The sequence below is a fragment of the Pelolinea submarina genome (genome assembly GCF_003966975.1).
GTDB lineage: Bacteria > Chloroflexota > Anaerolineae > Anaerolineales > Anaerolineaceae > Pelolinea > Pelolinea submarina.
The window spans coordinates 1037939-1053416 of record NZ_AP018437.1 but is presented as its reverse complement, the minus strand read 5'-3'; the positions used below and the strand labels follow the sequence as shown (position 1 = coordinate 1053416).

Annotated in this window: 15 protein-coding genes; 3 read left to right on the top strand and 12 right to left on the bottom strand. The window is 56.1% G+C overall.

What is annotated here, in order from left to right:
* Nucleotides 1–3: 3 nt before the first annotated feature.
* Together Pelsub_RS04665 and Pelsub_RS04660 are read right to left on the bottom strand one after the other, a co-directional pair.
* Nucleotides 4–825: a PTS mannose/fructose/sorbose/N-acetylgalactosamine transporter subunit IIC gene (locus Pelsub_RS04665; RefSeq protein WP_116224885.1), complete on the bottom strand. Its 822-nt coding sequence runs from the start codon at nucleotides 823–825 to the stop codon at nucleotides 4–6.
* 29 nt (nucleotides 826–854) lie between these two features.
* Nucleotides 855–1322 (bottom strand): PTS system mannose/fructose/N-acetylgalactosamine-transporter subunit IIB, encoded by a 468-nt coding sequence (locus tag Pelsub_RS04660; protein ID WP_116224886.1) that lies wholly within the window; start codon nucleotides 1320–1322, stop codon nucleotides 855–857.
* Between the two features lie 165 nt (nucleotides 1323–1487).
* On the opposite strand from Pelsub_RS04660, the gene Pelsub_RS04655 reads away from it, so the two are divergent.
* Nucleotides 1488–1832 (top strand): PadR family transcriptional regulator, encoded by a 345-nt coding sequence (locus Pelsub_RS04655; RefSeq protein WP_116224887.1) that lies wholly within the window; start codon nucleotides 1488–1490, stop codon nucleotides 1830–1832.
* Nucleotides 1819–2841, top strand: a complete 1023-nt coding sequence (locus Pelsub_RS04650) for an HAAS signaling domain-containing protein (RefSeq protein ID WP_116224888.1) — start codon at nucleotides 1819–1821, stop codon at nucleotides 2839–2841. Before Pelsub_RS04655 ends, Pelsub_RS04650 begins: the two co-directional genes overlap by 14 nt.
* 147 nt (nucleotides 2842–2988) lie before the next feature.
* Here Pelsub_RS04650 and Pelsub_RS04645 read toward each other — a convergent pair whose 3' ends face one another.
* From Pelsub_RS04645 to Pelsub_RS04620, 6 genes are all read right to left on the bottom strand, one after another.
* A complete protein-coding gene (locus Pelsub_RS04645) occupies nucleotides 2989–3921 on the bottom strand; it encodes a nucleoside hydrolase (RefSeq protein WP_116224889.1) in 933 nt (310 codons plus the stop codon).
* 63 nt (nucleotides 3922–3984) lie between these two features.
* Nucleotides 3985–4605 (bottom strand): Crp/Fnr family transcriptional regulator, encoded by a 621-nt coding sequence (locus tag Pelsub_RS04640; protein ID WP_116224890.1) that lies wholly within the window; start codon nucleotides 4603–4605, stop codon nucleotides 3985–3987.
* 215 nt (nucleotides 4606–4820) lie between these two features.
* Nucleotides 4821–5996 carry an NAD(P)-dependent malic enzyme gene (locus Pelsub_RS04635; RefSeq protein WP_116224891.1) on the bottom strand — a complete coding sequence of 392 codons (1176 nt, stop codon included), beginning with the start codon at nucleotides 5994–5996 and terminating at the stop codon, nucleotides 4821–4823.
* 27 nt (nucleotides 5997–6023) lie between these two features.
* On the bottom strand, nucleotides 6024–7280 hold the full coding sequence (locus Pelsub_RS04630) for a nickel-dependent lactate racemase family protein (protein ID WP_116224892.1): 1257 nt from the start codon (nucleotides 7278–7280) through the stop codon (nucleotides 6024–6026).
* A 16-nt stretch (nucleotides 7281–7296) separates the two neighbouring features.
* Nucleotides 7297–8544, bottom strand: coding sequence for a phosphoglycerate kinase (locus Pelsub_RS04625; RefSeq protein WP_116224893.1), 1248 nt, complete (start codon nucleotides 8542–8544; stop codon nucleotides 7297–7299).
* Nucleotides 8545–8566: 22 nt separating this feature from the next.
* The gene (locus tag Pelsub_RS04620) at nucleotides 8567–9601 is read right to left on the bottom strand and encodes a type II glyceraldehyde-3-phosphate dehydrogenase (RefSeq protein WP_116224894.1); all 1035 of its coding nucleotides are present in this window, start codon (nucleotides 9599–9601) and stop codon (nucleotides 8567–8569) included.
* A 328-nt stretch (nucleotides 9602–9929) separates the two neighbouring features.
* Between Pelsub_RS04620 and Pelsub_RS04615 the strand changes: the two genes are divergently transcribed.
* The gene (locus Pelsub_RS04615) at nucleotides 9930–10970 is read left to right on the top strand and encodes a LysM peptidoglycan-binding domain-containing protein (RefSeq protein ID WP_126440395.1); all 1041 of its coding nucleotides are present in this window, start codon (nucleotides 9930–9932) and stop codon (nucleotides 10968–10970) included.
* A 1-nt stretch (nucleotide 10971) separates the two neighbouring features.
* Here Pelsub_RS04615 and Pelsub_RS04610 read toward each other — a convergent pair whose 3' ends face one another.
* The 4 genes from Pelsub_RS04610 to Pelsub_RS04595 all read right to left on the bottom strand — a co-directional run bounded on the left by Pelsub_RS04610 (nucleotide 10972) and on the right by Pelsub_RS04595 (nucleotide 15422).
* Nucleotides 10972–11598, bottom strand: a complete 627-nt coding sequence (locus tag Pelsub_RS04610) for an HAD family hydrolase (RefSeq protein ID WP_116224896.1) — start codon at nucleotides 11596–11598, stop codon at nucleotides 10972–10974.
* Between the two features lies 1 nt (nucleotide 11599).
* Nucleotides 11600–12772, bottom strand: a complete 1173-nt coding sequence (locus tag Pelsub_RS04605) for an MFS transporter (RefSeq protein WP_116224897.1) — start codon at nucleotides 12770–12772, stop codon at nucleotides 11600–11602.
* 51 nt (nucleotides 12773–12823) lie between these two features.
* Nucleotides 12824–13591, bottom strand: coding sequence for a DeoR/GlpR family DNA-binding transcription regulator (locus Pelsub_RS04600; protein ID WP_116224898.1), 768 nt, complete (start codon nucleotides 13589–13591; stop codon nucleotides 12824–12826).
* 76 nt (nucleotides 13592–13667) lie between these two features.
* A complete protein-coding gene (locus Pelsub_RS04595) occupies nucleotides 13668–15422 on the bottom strand; it encodes an ABC transporter ATP-binding protein (protein ID WP_116224899.1) in 1755 nt (584 codons plus the stop codon).
* Between the last annotated feature and the right edge of the window lie 56 nt (nucleotides 15423–15478).

Genomic DNA, 15478 nt, shown 5'->3' with positions numbered 1-15478 from the left:
CCTTTATTTCACAGCCTTCTCGGAATTCGCTGTTTTGAGCCGGACATAAATCAACGCGAAGCAGATGCCGAGAATAGCGCCCGCTAATGCATTGATATTCAAATAGGCTGCCAGCAGGAAACCGATGAAGAAAAATGGCCATACTTCGTTGGAAGCAATGATCAACAACAGCATGCCAAAGCCAAGCGCCGGTAAAATACCACCGGTCGCGCCCAAACCGTTTGAAAGCCAATCGGGGATGATCGACAGCAGTTTGGCTGCCGCGTCAACGCCCAAACCAACACCCAGGAAAGCCGGAATGACATTAACCAGATGCCATCCGGTCGCGTCCAGTGAATTAAGCAAATCCAATCCGACACTATTTTCTTTTTCCGCCATCTTGTCAGCCCAGTGCACGAAAAACACGTTCAGGCTCATGAAAGCCAGCGTCAGCAATTGACTGGCGATTGACAGGGGAACGACCAGCGCCAGAGCTTCACCGATGTTCGCTTTGGTCAGGATGATCAAAGCTGTGGTCAGGATGGAAGCCAGGAATGGGCTGGGTGGAATGGATGCGCCTACAATGAACACACCCAGGAACATCAATTGGATTGTGCCGCCCACATACAAACCGGTTTTTAGGTCGCCCAGGACCAAACCGGTTATCGCCGCCGGGATGATATATGCATAAGTGGCGGAGTCAGCAATGCCGCGCATGATGGTGATCCACCAGGCCGCAAATTTGCTCTCCTTCTTTGTAAGAATGACAATAACTTCCGGAATGGTCTTAAGGAATAACGTCCAACCACCCGCCACCAAAGCAACATAAAAAGCTTCTTTCCACATATTTTTATCGTCTCCTAATTTCTATATGATTAAATAGTCAGGGATGTCACTCGATCGGTTGGAACCATCTGCACCTCCATTTCTACCCCGCGGGATTTCAACTCTTTAAATGCTTGTTCTTCTTCCGATGTGGCATACACCACTTTTGCTAATTTCTTCGTGTTGGGCCTTCCTTGAAGTCCGCCCACGTTTATTTTCTTGACATCCAAACCCTGGTCCATCAACACAACCACGTCCAACGGTGTCGGCGTGATAATGAAGAATGAATCCTCCGGACCGGATTTCATAATAAAATCTGCCGCCTCGGCAGGCGGCATCAGTAATATTTCTTTTCCGGGAACTGTAGCAACAGAGAAAATGCTTTTATAGACCGGGCTGGTGGCCACGCGTTCATTCGCGATGATAATGGTATTGGCGTTATACACGCGCAGCCAGGCTGTGGTAACCTGCCCATGAATCAGGCGGTCGTCGATACGAATTAAGGAGATTTTTCCCATCCTGAGAAACCCTCGCTTTACTAGAATATACAGCTATTATAGAAAGATTTTTACAAATGTCTAGCACATATTTTCATTTTTTGGTATCATTTGTCATATTAACACTGTAAAATCCCCATTACTGCCTATTGACATTACTGTGTGATATACAGTATAATACCCACTATGAACGCTAAACAAAACGAAGATTTTGAAAAGCTGCGCCAGGAACTCAGGCGCGGGACCGTCGTCCTGGCGGTCTTGAGCCAACTGGACCGGGAGCAGTACGGCTACTCGCTGATCAGCAGTCTGAACGATAAGGGCTTCGAGATCGGGCAGGACACGCTCTATCCCCTGCTCAGGCGGCTGGAAGGTCAGGGCCTGTTGGACAGCCAGTGGCGCGTGGAAGATCCGCGTCCGCGGCGTTATTATATTTTGAACGATGCCGGCCGTGAGATGCTGGCACTGTTGAGCGCGGAATGGCGCCAGCAGGAAGAAGTAATGAGGAGGTTGTTAAATGAAAATGAATAATTCTGCCCAGGAGCTGCTTATGCGCTACTTATTGGGCGTCAAACGTGAATTAGGCGGTAAGGACAGTGACGATATTGCTGCCGAGATTGAATCCTATATCGGCGACCTATTGGAGGAACGCTACAGCAGCACGGAGGAAATCGGCACCGAGGAATTGGAAGCTGTTCTGAAAGAAATGGGCGCGCCGCGCAAGGTCGCCCGGCTGTACGGACCGCAGCGCTACTTGATCGGCCCGCGCCTGTTCCCGGTTTACTGGCTGGTGCTGCGCATTCTGGTCGCCGTGGTAGCCGGCAGCCTGGCGCTGTCGTACTTCATCTCCATCGGCATCCAGCAGGAAATGGCCCCGGCGTTGGGCTTTCTGGAATTTCTAGGTTCTGTCTTCAGCGGCGTGCTGGCCGCGGCTGGCTCGGTCACCATCGTCTTCGGTTGTATCGAACGCGGTATTGAAAACCATGAGCTGGATGAGATCAAAGAAATGGATGAATTCAAACTCAGCGATCTGCCGGACCTGCCGGAAAAAGAGCATGTCTTCCACCCGGCCGGAGCCATCGTCGAGATCATCGTTACCATTTTGGGTATGGCTTTTTTCACCTACCTGCGCTTCACCAACGGCGCGCTGCCTTACTTCATCAATCCCAACGAGTTTGGCGGGATGGGACGCATTTTCACCGATAATTTCCTGCAATTCATTCCGGTCATTCTGGTGTTGAACGGCTTGGAGATCGGCCGCGCCGCTACCCTGCTGGCCCAGGGACGCTACACTGCCCTGACCAACTGGTGGGCCATCATCGATAAAGGCGCCAACATGGTGCTGAGCGTGTTCCTGCTGAACGCCATGCCGCTGGTCACGCTGGAATTCTTCCGCCAAATCCCCGGCTTGAACCCCGGTCCGCAGGCAGACGGGGTTGCCAATACGGTCCTGTCCATTCTGATTGGCCTGAGCATTGTGGGCAGCCTGGTAGACATCATCCGCTCGACCATTCAAGAGGTACGCAACCCGACGTATTAGTACATACAAAAAGGCGAAACTGCCACTTCGACACGCTCAGTGAGCAGTTTCGCCTATCAATCACACACGAAAACCGATGGCTTCGACACCCACGCTCCGCTCTGGGCAGGTGCTCAGCCTACTTTTTTTTGTTTAATAGAAAATTGTTTACTGGTCGGCCAGCAATTCGATTAGCTTATCCTTGAACATCTGCCCATCCAGCGACGCCACAATAGTAGCGTTTTCTTTTTCGGTGGTCAGGCGTTGGAAATCCACCACGAACTGACCGTAGCCCTTGTCGCTCTGGTGATCCACGTAAGTATATGATTCAAATTGGCGCGTGATCATTTCGGGGTACAGGGCAGCCGCCACTGTAGTAGGGTCGGGCAGGTCAAAACCTTCAAGCCCCAGCTGATGATTGAACTGGATCAGCGTCTCGTTGCAGCGCACAACGAAGCGTCCCAGTTCGCTGGATGCTTTCAACCGTTCGATATCCTGCGGGTGAATGTAGGCATCATCCGCCTGGCACACATCCCAACCCACAATGCTCTTGGGCACTTTGGAGGACAACAGCACATGCACGGCTTCGGCGTCTACCATGAAATTGAATTCCGCCACCGGGCTCATATTGCCGGGTCCCAATCCCCCGCCGCCCATGACGTACACACGCTTGATCCAATCTTCCAATTGCGGCTCCATCAGCAGGGCCAGCGCCAGGTTGGTAAGCGGGCCGAGCGTGACCACTTCCAGTTCGCCGGGGAAGCGCCGCGCGGTCTCAATAATGGCGTTGACCGCGTGCCCATTCGCCGCCTTCAGGGCCGGCTCGGGCAAATCCATATCTCCCATGCCGTCCTGGCCGTGCACGAACTCTGCCGTGACCAGCGGGCGCAGCATCGGCCCGTGGCGCCCGGCATATACCGGCGGCGTGTAGGTATTGGCTTTTTCAATCGTTATCAACGCATTGCGCACGCATACGTTCAGCGGGCAGTTTCCCGCCACCACAGTGACAGCCTCAACCCTGACGGATGGTTCGCGCAAAGCCATCAGCATGGCAACCGCATCATCGGAGGCGGTGTCGGTATCGATCAAGAAATGTCTCATTGTCTATTCCTATAACTATATTTTTTTATAAGCATATACCGGGATGCGCCGTAGCGAAAGGACCTATGTCCTTTTCACCACCACATCCAGCAAAATTTGGGGATCGACAATCACCAACGTGCGGTTGTGCAGCCGGATGGCGTTTTGTTCGGCCAAATTCTTCAACGAGCGGTTCAGGTGGCGCACGGACACGCCCAACATGGCTGCCAAAGAATCGCGCCTTTCCAGCCGGATGGTTTGGCCTTCTGAATTACTGCGTTCCAGCAAGTAATGCGCCAGACGGCTTTCAGCCGAAAGCGCGTATTGGGCCAGCAGCATACTGGCGAAATACAGTTTTTTAGTCAGGTAGCGGATGATGAACTGCAGGAAGGGTACGGAATTCAAGCCGTATTTATTAACGAGCTTTAGGTCAGCCGCCAAAACAACGCTGTCCTCCAACGCGCGCACATTACCGGTAACCACCCGATCCCCTATAAATTCCATGTCACCGATGATGGAAAAAGGCGTCTCAAACGAATAGACTGCCTGGCGTCCATTGGGCTGCAGATAATCCACCTGAAGTTTGCCCTCCACCAGGAAATACAGCTGCTTCAGGTTTTCTCTCTGAAAGAAAAAATATTCCCCTTTGTGATATTGGCGCAATTCCAAGGCATCCAGTAATTCACGCGGCAGATCTTTTTCCATGGAATACTGAATAATGTAACTCTTTTTTCGGGCGGGATCATTAAGAATGTCTATGGCGCTCTCCTGATTAAAGTATCAAATGTTTGATTAATTGTATATCGAGTTTGCCGGATACTTATCCTGAACCTGTCTTCACATTATCACTTTTGTTAGTAAAAAAAAGGGATGCGCGAAGTATTTATGCATCCCTTTTCTCTTTTATATAAAATCAATTATTAAATTCGCGCCACGCCGCTATCGCGCGCGGCCTGCGCCACGGCTTTAGCAACTGCCTGCACCACGCGCGGGTCAAGCGCCGAAGGAATGATGCAATCCGCGCTCAATTTATCCGGCTCCACCACGCCCGCCAGAGCGTACGCCGCGGCGATCTTCATGGCATCGTTGATGTCGGAAGCGCGCACGTCGAAGGTCCCGCGGAAGATGCCCGGGAAGGCCAGGGCATTATTCACCTGGTTGGGGAAATCGCTGCGCCCGGTGGCGATCACAGCCGCGCCGCCGGCTTTGGCATCCGCGGGAAAGATTTCCGGAGTCGGGTTGGCGCAGGCAAAGATGACCGCGTCCGCCGCCATGGTTTTTACCATTTCGGTGGTCAGCACGCCGGGCGCGGACACGCCGATGAACACGTCCGCCCCGCGCACCGCGTCGGCCAAACTGCCGCTGATCCTGCCCGGATTGGTGATGGCAGCCATTTCATCCTTGATGGCGTTCATGCCCTTTTCGCGTCCGGCGTAAATCGCGCCGGTGCGGTCGCACAGGGTGATGTCTTTGATACCGTCGCTCAACAGCAGCTTGGTAACAGAAATGCCGGCCGCGCCCGCGCCGTTCACCACCACGCGCACGTCCTGTTTGCGCTTGCCTACCAGCTTGAGCGCGTTGGTCAACCCGGCCAGCGTCACCACAGCCGTGCCGTGCTGGTCGTCGTGGAAGATGGGAATGTCGCATTTTTCCTTGAGTTTGCGTTCAATTTCAAAGCAGCGCGGTGAGGCAATATCTTCCAGGTTGACGCCGCCGAAGCTGCCTGAAATCAAATAGATGGTATTGACAATGTCGTCCACATCCTTGCTTTTAATGCACAGCGGGAACGCGTCCACACCGCCCAGGGCCTTGAACAGCACGCACTTGCCTTCCATAACCGGCATGCCGGCTTCCGGCCCGATATCGCCCAGTCCCAGCACAGCCGTGCCGTCTGTTACCACCAGAGCCATGTTCCAGCGGCGGGTCAGCTCGTAGCTTTTGGTCAGGTCCTTTTGGATCTCCAGGCAGGGCTGCGCCACCCCGGGTGTGTAAGCCAGGCTTAGGTCGTCGCGCGTGGCTACCGGTACGGTGGAAACCACTTCCAGCTTGCCCTTCCATTCATAATGCAGTCTCAATGATTCCTTGGCGTAATCCATTTGCTTTCCTTTCGGGTTACTCGTTTTTTAGTTATTCTTTAATACCGGCAGGGTTGACCCGCCATAAGGCATAGCCAGCACGCTGGCTCCCCGCCCCATTTTCTCCAGCGCGGCATCGAAAGCCTCCTGCGCGCTGGAGAAGGGCTGCAGGAAAATGCCCCGCACGAACTCCGGCGCCATCTCCGACACCAGGAAGATATCGGCTTGCTGCAACACCATGGCGATGGCGGCGGCCTTGTGCCCACCCAGCACGAATTCGCGCCGGATGCGGTCAATCATGGCCTGGGGTGTCGGTCCATGCGTCATCCATTCTTCGAAGACCCCTCCGCCCATGCCCTCCGGGCACTCGCCCATCAGCACGATCACGCCACCGGGTTTGACAGCGTGCTTGGCGTTGTCCAGCGCCTTCTGGGTCTGGTACAAGTTGAGATCTTTGGGCGCCCCGCCCTGCGAGCACAGCACGATATCCGCCTGCCGCTCGATTTCTTTCATATAAATACTATCCAGAAAGCGGCAGCCGGCGCGGTGCGCCGCGACCGGATGACCGGCCGAAGCGTGCACCACCTGTTTCTTCTCGTCCAGTACCACGTTGAGGATAAAGTCAATTGGGCAGAAGCGCGCGATAGCCTCTTCGATGTCCTCACGCAGCGGGTTGCCGTCCAGCCGTCCGGCGCGCGCGTCTTCGTCCAACATCCAGGCGTGATTGGCCTGGATGGCCGCGCGCGAGGATACGCCCGGCATGAGCGCCTTGACACCGCCGCTGTAGCCCGCGAAGTAATGGTACTCGATGTTGCCCAGGCAAATACGCCGCTCGGCTTCGGCCACGCGCCGGGTAATATCCACCGGTGTGCCGCGCGCGGTTGTGCCCAAACGCAGACAATCTTCAGGATCGCTGTCCACGCATTCAATCTCTGCCCAGGCGCGCCCGCCGGCCAGCTTCTCGCATTCTGCTGAAGTATGCGCGCGGTGGCTGCCCAGCGCGAACACCAGGGTGATGTCTTCGGGTTTGGCGCCGGCCGCATACAGTTCATCCAAAATAATAGGCATCAGGCGCGCGGTCGGCACCGGACGCGTGATGTCGCTGCTGACAACCACGATTTTTTCACCCTGCCGCACGATCTCGCGTAGGGGCAGGCTGTCGATGGGGTTATCCAGGGCGTGCCGGACCTCCTGCGCCTCGCTCAAAGTCGAGGGCACAGGGTTGGGCCGCAGCACATCCAACAGGTTCGCGTCCGGCACCCGCACCATTTGGGTGCCGTGCCCGTAGCCAAAGCTTAATTCCACAGTTAAGCGTACTCCATCAAAAGGTCTGCGCCGCGTGGCGCAGCGCGCGCACCACCGGCAGTTCTTCACCGGACAGGAAACGGATCAGCGCTCCGCCGCCGGTGCAAACGTAACCCATCTTATCCATCACGTCATATTTCTTGGCCGCGGTGATGCTGTCGCCGCCGCCCAGCACGGTATATGCCTTTGTTTCACCCAGAGCGGTCCACACCGCGCGCGTGCCCGCTTCGCTGGCGGCCTGCTCGAACACACCCATGGGTCCGTTGACGAACACGGTTTGCGAAGCGTGGATCAAGTCTGTATAAGTCTGGAAAGCGCGTGAACCGATGTCCACCACGGCCGCCTCGGCCGGGATGGCATTCACGAAAGCTTCTTCTCGTTGGTCGTCCTGCTCAAAGGCCACGTCTTCGGGCAGCACAATTTTGTCCGCGAAACGGCTGTAGATCACGCCAGCTTTCTCAATGTACTCGCCGTAATTGGATTCGAGGATAAAATCCATCGAGCCCAACCCGATGGCCACATTTTGCGAAGCCAGCAGGATGTTAGCCACCAGTCCGCCGGTTAACACATGGTCGGCCACGCCTTTTTCCAGCACGCTCTCCATCATCAGGAAAGCATCCGAGATCTTGGCTCCACCCAGGATGAAGGTGCAGGGTTTGGTCGGGCTTTCCATCAGTTCCGAGATGACGCTGAACTCCTGTTCAAACAAGCGCCCCATGGCCGAGGGCAGCACCTGTTCGAAGCCGCACAATGAGGGCTGGTCGCGGTGCGCAGCGGCAAAAGCGTCGCAAACGTACAAATCCGCCAGCGGGGCCAGCTTGCGCACCAGCAGGGTTTCGGCCTGTTGGGCCTGCGTCAATTGCAGCTTCATCTCAAACAGGGTTTGCTCTTCCGCCAGGAAACGCATGTTATCCAGCAGCAGTACTTCGCCTTCCTTTAAGTCACGGATGGTCGCGCGCGCAGCCGGGCCGCACACATCGTCAATGAAACCAATCTTCAAACCGCTCAGCTCGCGCAGCACCTGCGCGTGCGGCTCGGTGGTGTAGTAATTCTTGTATTCGATGTCGCTGCCCTGGTGGGCCAACAGCACCACCTTGGCGCCGCTTTGCGCCAGTTCGCGCACAGTCGGCACGCAGGCACGTATGCGCGTGGTGTCCTTCAATTGGCCTGTAGTTTTGTCCACCGGTTGGTTGATATCCACCCGGCACAGCACCGTCTTGCCGCGCAGGTCGTAATCGTCCAGAGTCTGGATGCCAAACTTCATTGAATCACCTGTCTGTTCGCAATTACTTGCGCCACTTGCCGATACCCAGATATTTATTGGTGGCTTGCGTGCCCTCTTCGCGCGTAGCCTGCATGCGCATGGCCGCGCGGATGCCATCCATGGTTTCAGGGATGGTGACCGCTTCCTGCGGAATGGAGATGGCATACATGATATCGTCGCCGCTCTCCACAATGCTGTCGGACCATAGCGCCACTTCATACATGTCGCCGCGCGGGTTGCCCAGGTCGCGCGCGTAGCGGAACAGCGAGGCGTTGCCCAAAAAGCCTTCGTCGATGCTGACGATGCGCGTGCGCGGCTGCCTGGCGAAAGCTTCCAGAGCCATGTCCTTGCTGATCTTGTGCTTGCCGCTGGCCAGCACCGTGATGATGTGGCCATGCGTGACGGGTGTATGCACCAAAATGCCGGTGGCTTCCACGTGCGGCATGATGGTCATCAGGTCCACGGCCTGGTGGCTGGGGGCCTTGTCGATCTTAAGCGCATTGGTCAGCCCGCGGTGATAATCACCCGGGTCGGCCACGCGCCGGATGATGGTGATGGCCACTTTGCGCAGCCCACCGCATTCGCGGTCCAGGCAGTCCACCGTGCGGATCAGGCCGGTGGTGTTGCAGCTGGTCAACTTGAGGTAATTGGCGCCCAGACCTTTTTCGTAGTTGGCGTAACCGTGGAAGAACACGTCCGCCACCTCGTTCTTTTCACCGCCCTGAAAGATGGCCTTGACGCCCTTCTGCTCATACAGGGTTTTGTTCTTCAGCCCCACGCCGCCGGGTGATGAATCCAGCATGATATCCACTTTGCCAATCAAGCCATCGAAGCTGCCCGCTACCGGGATGTCCAGCGCATCGAATTGCGCGCGCTCGGCGCCTTCCACCAGGTACAGGTCGTAAGGCATGCCGCGCTCTTTCAGCGCGCGGATGGAAAGCGTGGGCGCCAGGTCGGCCACCCCCACCAGTTCCATATCGCCCTGCAGGGCGACGCCGTCCGCCAGACGCTGGCCGATTGTGCCGTAGCCGGCCACTCCCACTTTGACTTTGTCCATTATGTTAAACCTCCTGAGTGATATTAATAAAAAATCCACCCACTGATTGGCTGGATTCGGATATTCGGTTGATTGAAAAAAGTGCGTTTTCCGGCATGTGAGCTATCATCCAATGCTTTCAAAATTACAGATAAATGCATGCAAGAGTAAAAAGACGAACACCCCTATGATAATACCAAAAGCAGTTGCGTAGACAAAATCGGCTGATTTTTCCTGCTTTTCATCAGCGCAGCACCGGCCAAAACCCGTCATTTTAGCCCAAAACGCGCTTATTTTATTCTTACAAAGGGCTTCATAAAAACCTCAAAGCTGTGGTTATAATGGGGACGTGAGAACTTCGAAATTTGCGTTACTTCTGCTTGGGCTGGCGTTGATGCTCAGCCTGGGCACTTCCCCCGTTTCTGCCGATGACAGCGCGCCCACCGGTTACGACCTGGTTGCGGCGGTCAACGCCTATCGCGCGGCCAACGGTTATTACGCTATCGGCACCAACTCGCTGGTGATGTCCGCCGCGCAGACCCACGCCGACTGGATCGTTCAGACCGGCCAGGGCGGCCATATCGGCGCGGGCGGCAGCGACGAAACCATGCGCGTTGGCTGGACCGGTTACGGCGGCGGGGCAGTAATTAAATGCGACGAGAACTGGGCCATGGCTTCCAGCGTTTCCGACGCGGTGTACAGCTCATGGAGCGACTGGACCCACCAGGAAGTCATGCTGAACTCCTGGGGCAACCGCTACACCGATATCGGCGGCGGCGTGTCCAAATCCGGCAACGGTCTGTATGTGTTCGTACTGGACTTGTGTCTGGTGGAGGGTCAATCCTCCGGCGGTTCCGTACCGGACAGTTCCGGTTCGACCGCTTCCGGCGATGCCAGCGTAGCCCCCACGGCGGATGTGTCCAACTACATTTACGGTGTAACGGTCGCCACCCCGCAGGCGGACGGTTCGATCGTGCATACCGTGTTGTACGGCCAATCCCTGATTTCCATCGCGGATGCCTACGGCATAACCGTCGAGCAATTGCGCGAGTTGAACGGTATGGCCGCTGACGACAACACCATTTGGACCGACCAGGAACTGGTCATCGCGCCCGCCGGCAGCACTGCGCAGGTGCCGGGCGAAGGGGAAACACCGGCAGCAACCGCAGTAGGCGAGAGTTCCAATGCCGAAGCCACTCCCCAGCCAACAGCCACCATCTACACGGCCACGCTCACTCCCCAACCTACTCTCACGCCGGGCGCCAGCCCCACCGCGCAGGCGGAATCCGCTCGCAGTGTTTGGAATACCCGCACACTGGGCATCCTGCTGCTGGTAGTCTCCGGTTTGGGATTGGCCGCTATGCTGTATTTCTCGACACCGAGAAAATAGGCTAAAGAATTTTCCTGTCGATCAGGTAGGATTTAAATTCCTCCGGCGAAGTAAACAATACCGTCTGGAAACCGAACTGCTCTGCCGCTTCGGTATTCTCGTTCCGGTCGTCGATGAACAGGCACTCCCCTGCCGGGAGGCCGACCTTTTCGAGCAGGTAATCAAATATCTCTTTATTCGGTTTGGTCAGTCCAATCTGGCCGGAGATAACCATGTCATCGAACCAGTCCAGGAAGGGGAATTTGGCGCGTACGCGCGCGAAGGACTCGGCCGACCAATTACTCAGCACGTATAAAGGATAGCCGGCTTCACGCAGTTCAGCCAGGATTTTCACCGTGTCGGGAATGTCCCCGCTGATGGTCTCATCCCAGCGCTCCCAGTAGGCATGCAGGTATTGCGCCTGGTCCGGGAATAGCAGGCAGCGTTCTTCAATCGCCTTCTTGAAAGGATAGCCGCTGTCCATTTGCACATTCCAGCTCTGCGGGCAGACTTCCGCCAGAAACCGCTCCACGCGTTCTTCATCTCCATCGAATAACTTGCGGAACAGGTAGCGCGGATTCCAGTCAATCAGCACGCCGCCCAGGTCGAATACGATGGCAGGGGTTTTGCTCTTTTTTTCTTGATTCATGTTAATCCTCTTGCGATGATATAGATTCTGTTTGGACCTCGACACGCCGGCCGCTGATAAACAGCGAACCGACCAACAGTGCCACTAATAAAAAGGAAACACGCAGGGAAGCATGCTCGGCTACAAATCCAATGACCGGCGGGCCAATCAATGATCCGCTGTACCCAATGCTGGCCACGCCCGCAATGCCCACGCCCGCCGAAATGCCGGGCAGGTTGCCGCCCGCGCGGTACAGCAGCGGGATCACGTTGGACAGTCCCAGTCCTACCATGCCGAAACCGACAATGGAGAGCGGCGCGCTGGGTGAGAACACCAACACCAGCAGCCCCAACGCGGCAGCCAGGCCGCTTAAGCGAACGATGAAAGCCGGTGTACGCCAATTCGAAATGGTGTCGCCCAGCAAGCGCCCGGCAGTCATGGTCAACGAGAAAGCCGCGTAGCCTAAAGCCGCGAAACCGGCGTCCGTACGGAAGATGTCGATCAGATATACCCCGCTCCAATCCGCCATGGCGCCCTCGGTCACCGCGGCGCAAAAGGCCATGAAGCCAATCAACCACACCGCCCGTTCCGGCAAGCGGAAGGCGACCGGCTGGCGTTCCTTTTCAGGTACGGCCGGGATGAAGTGCGGGAAACACAGCAGCATGCTGCCGCCGAAGATCAATCCGGCCAAAGCCGCGTGCAGCACAGGCGAAAAACCGGCCAAGTCGGCTACACCGGCGCTGATCAACGAGCCGGTCAACGCGCCGATGCTGTAGAAAGCGTGAAAAGAGGACATCATTACCCGCCCGTTTTGATGTTCCACCAACACGGCCTGTTCGTTCATGGCAACGTCCATAGAACTCATGAAAGCGCTGAACACAAATAGCACCACAAACAACGCCCATGCACTGGGCGCCAAGAGCAGCAGCGGGAGCATCAACCCCATGCCCAATGCTCCCGCCAGCGTCACCCTGGGGCTGCCGTATCGCGCGATCAACCCACCCGTAAGCGAAAGCGCAGTCAGCACCCCAAAAGAAAGGCCCAGCAGCACGACTCCCAATGTTCCCTTGCTCATTCCCAAATGGGATTGAACAAATGGGATACGCGCCACCCAGGTCGCCATCATAGCCCCATTCGCGAAGAAAGCCGCCAAAACGGCCAGTTGTGCTTTACCCCCTGAAAAATATTTTTGCATATTGTTTTCCTCTTGGTTGGTTCAGATTTTGATTAATTAAATTCAGCGCGCTTAAGCCTGGATCACTTCAATGCCAAGCGCGCGGTAAGGTGCCAGGTTTTCCTGCGGTACTTGTTTTTCGGTGATGATGTGTGTGATATTATCCGCCGAGGCCACCACGTATGGCGCGATTGCGCCCAGTTTATCCGCCGTCACGGTGGCGACTACCTCACCGGATTGTTCGATCAGCGCGCGCACCAGGTCTACTTCCTCGTACAGCGTGCTGGTGATACCCACTTCGGGATGCACGCCGCACACACCCAGGAAGCACAGGTCTGCCTGAAAACAGCGGATCTTGGCCGTGGCCTCCGCATCGCTGGTGACCAGCTCGCGTTTGTTGATGCGGCCGCCTACCATGATAATCTCTATGTGCGCATATTCGGCCAGGTAAAGCGCTATCAGCGGGCTGGTGGTCACCACCGTAGCGCGCAGGTTGATGGGCAGGTTGCGGGCAATTTCCGCTGTAGTGGTGCCCCCGCCAATCAGAATCAATTGATCGTCTTTAACCAATTGGCTGGCTGCTATAGCCAATTCGTTTTTGACCGCCTGTTTACATTTGTCACGTTCGTAATACGGCATGTTGCTGGGGGTCAGGGGCAGTGCCCCACCGTGCACACGCTTGAGCAAACCGGCGCTCGCCAGCTCACCCAGGTCGCGCCGGATGGTATCTTCCGATACGCCGTACTCTGCGCTCAATTCAGCCGCTACCAGCTTGCCCTTACGGCGCAGCTCGCGCAGCATCATTTCACGTCTTTCCTGAGGTAAATCGATTACAGCCATGGTTCCTTCTTTTATGCATTTTTATGCGGTTATATGCATTTTAGTGCGTGTTTCAGAAGGTGTCAAGGACAAATTATTAAACGTTGGCGACGATATCCGTGTTGAACTGTACATCGACCAGGCGCTTATACAGGCCATTGGCTTTCATCAACTCCCGGTGTGTGCCCTGCTCCACAACGTGACTGCCTTCCAGCACCACGATCAGATCGGCGTTGTGGATGGTGGATAGGCGGTGCGCGATGATGATGACTGTACGCCCTTCCATCAACTGATCCAGCGCCTGTTGAATGAGCAGCTCGGTTTCGGTATCCACTGAAGAAGTGGCTTCGTCCAGGATCAGGATGGGCGCGTCCTTCAAGACCGTGCGCGCGATGGCGATACGTTGGCGCTGCCCGCCGGACAGTTTCACACCGCGCTCGCCAATCATCGTATCGTAGCCATCCGGCAATTCGCAGATGAAATCGTGCGCGTTGGCAACCCTGGCGGCCTGGATCATCTCTTCCTGGCTGGCGTTCTGGCGCCCGAACAGAATATTCTCACGCACCGTGCCGTGGAACAGGAACACGTTCTGCAGCACGATACTGATCTGCTGGCGGATGCTCTTCAGGCTCAAGTCGCGTACGTCACGGCCGTCGATGGAAAGCGAACCAGCGCTGACGTCGTAGAAACGCGGGATCAGGTTGGCCAGGGTGGTCTTGCCCACGCCGGTCGGTCCAACCAGCGCCACCACTTTACCGGCCGGGATGGTCAGGTTGATATTATCCAACACCGGAATGCCGGCGTCGTACTGGAAGCTGACATTACGCAATTGAATTTCCTTGGCGCCTTCCAGCGGCAAGTCGATCGCGTCCGGTTTTTCCACAATATTGGGGGCTTCGTTGAACAGTTGGTTGACGCGCTGCGCTCCGGCCAGGGCCTGCTGTACGTTTTCCCAGACTTTGCTCATTTCGCGAATGGGCTGGTAGAGCTGTTCCAGATACAGGAAAAAAGCCACCAAACCGTCCACCGCCAGGGTTTGGCCCAGCACGAACTTGCCGCCGAAATAGATCAGCACGATGGTGCCCAGCGAGGAAGCAAATTCAATCAAGGGGTGAAAGGTCGCCATCAGGCGCAGCGCATGCATCTGCGCAGTGCGGTACTGGTCGACGTGGTCGTTCATGCGCACCACTTCCAGGTCCTCGCGTGAGAAAGCTTGGATCTCGCGCACGCCCGACAGGTTATCGTTCAGGACTGCGTTCAGCTCGCCCAATTTGCGCTGCCGTTCGCGGAAAGCCGGATTGACGAACTTGTTAAAACCCTGCATGGTCAGGATAATCAACGGCACCGGGATCATGCTCAACAGCGCCAGCGGCGCGTTGATGCTGAACAGGATGGCCAGCACACCCACCAGCGTCAGCACGTTGGCGGTCAGGTCTGGAATAGCATGCGCGATCAGGTTCTCCAGCAGATCGGTATCATTGACCATCTGCGACATTAAGTCGCCGGTCTGGGTGTTCTCGTAAAATCGCAGTGAAAGGCGCTGCACGTGCTCGTATAACTTCAGCCGCACGTCCGCAACCACGCCCCAACCGGCAATATGCGCCATGTAGCTGCGCAGGTACTGGAATAGGATGCGCAGCAGGTAAACGCCCAGCGCCAAAAGGGCCAGGTGGGTGATCTGTAGCATATCGCTTTGCGCCAAACCGGGCGAGGAGACAATCGCCACCATTTGCTTGACCAGCCAGGGGCCGATCAACTGAACCCCCACCAGCAGCAGCATACTGACGATTGTCACAACCAGCGGAGCGCTGTATTTACGCAAATATTGATATACAAAGCGGAAAGACTTCAAAGGAAAAACCTCCAAACATGAATACCTGTTAATCCGAATGGGCTCATTCTACCCGA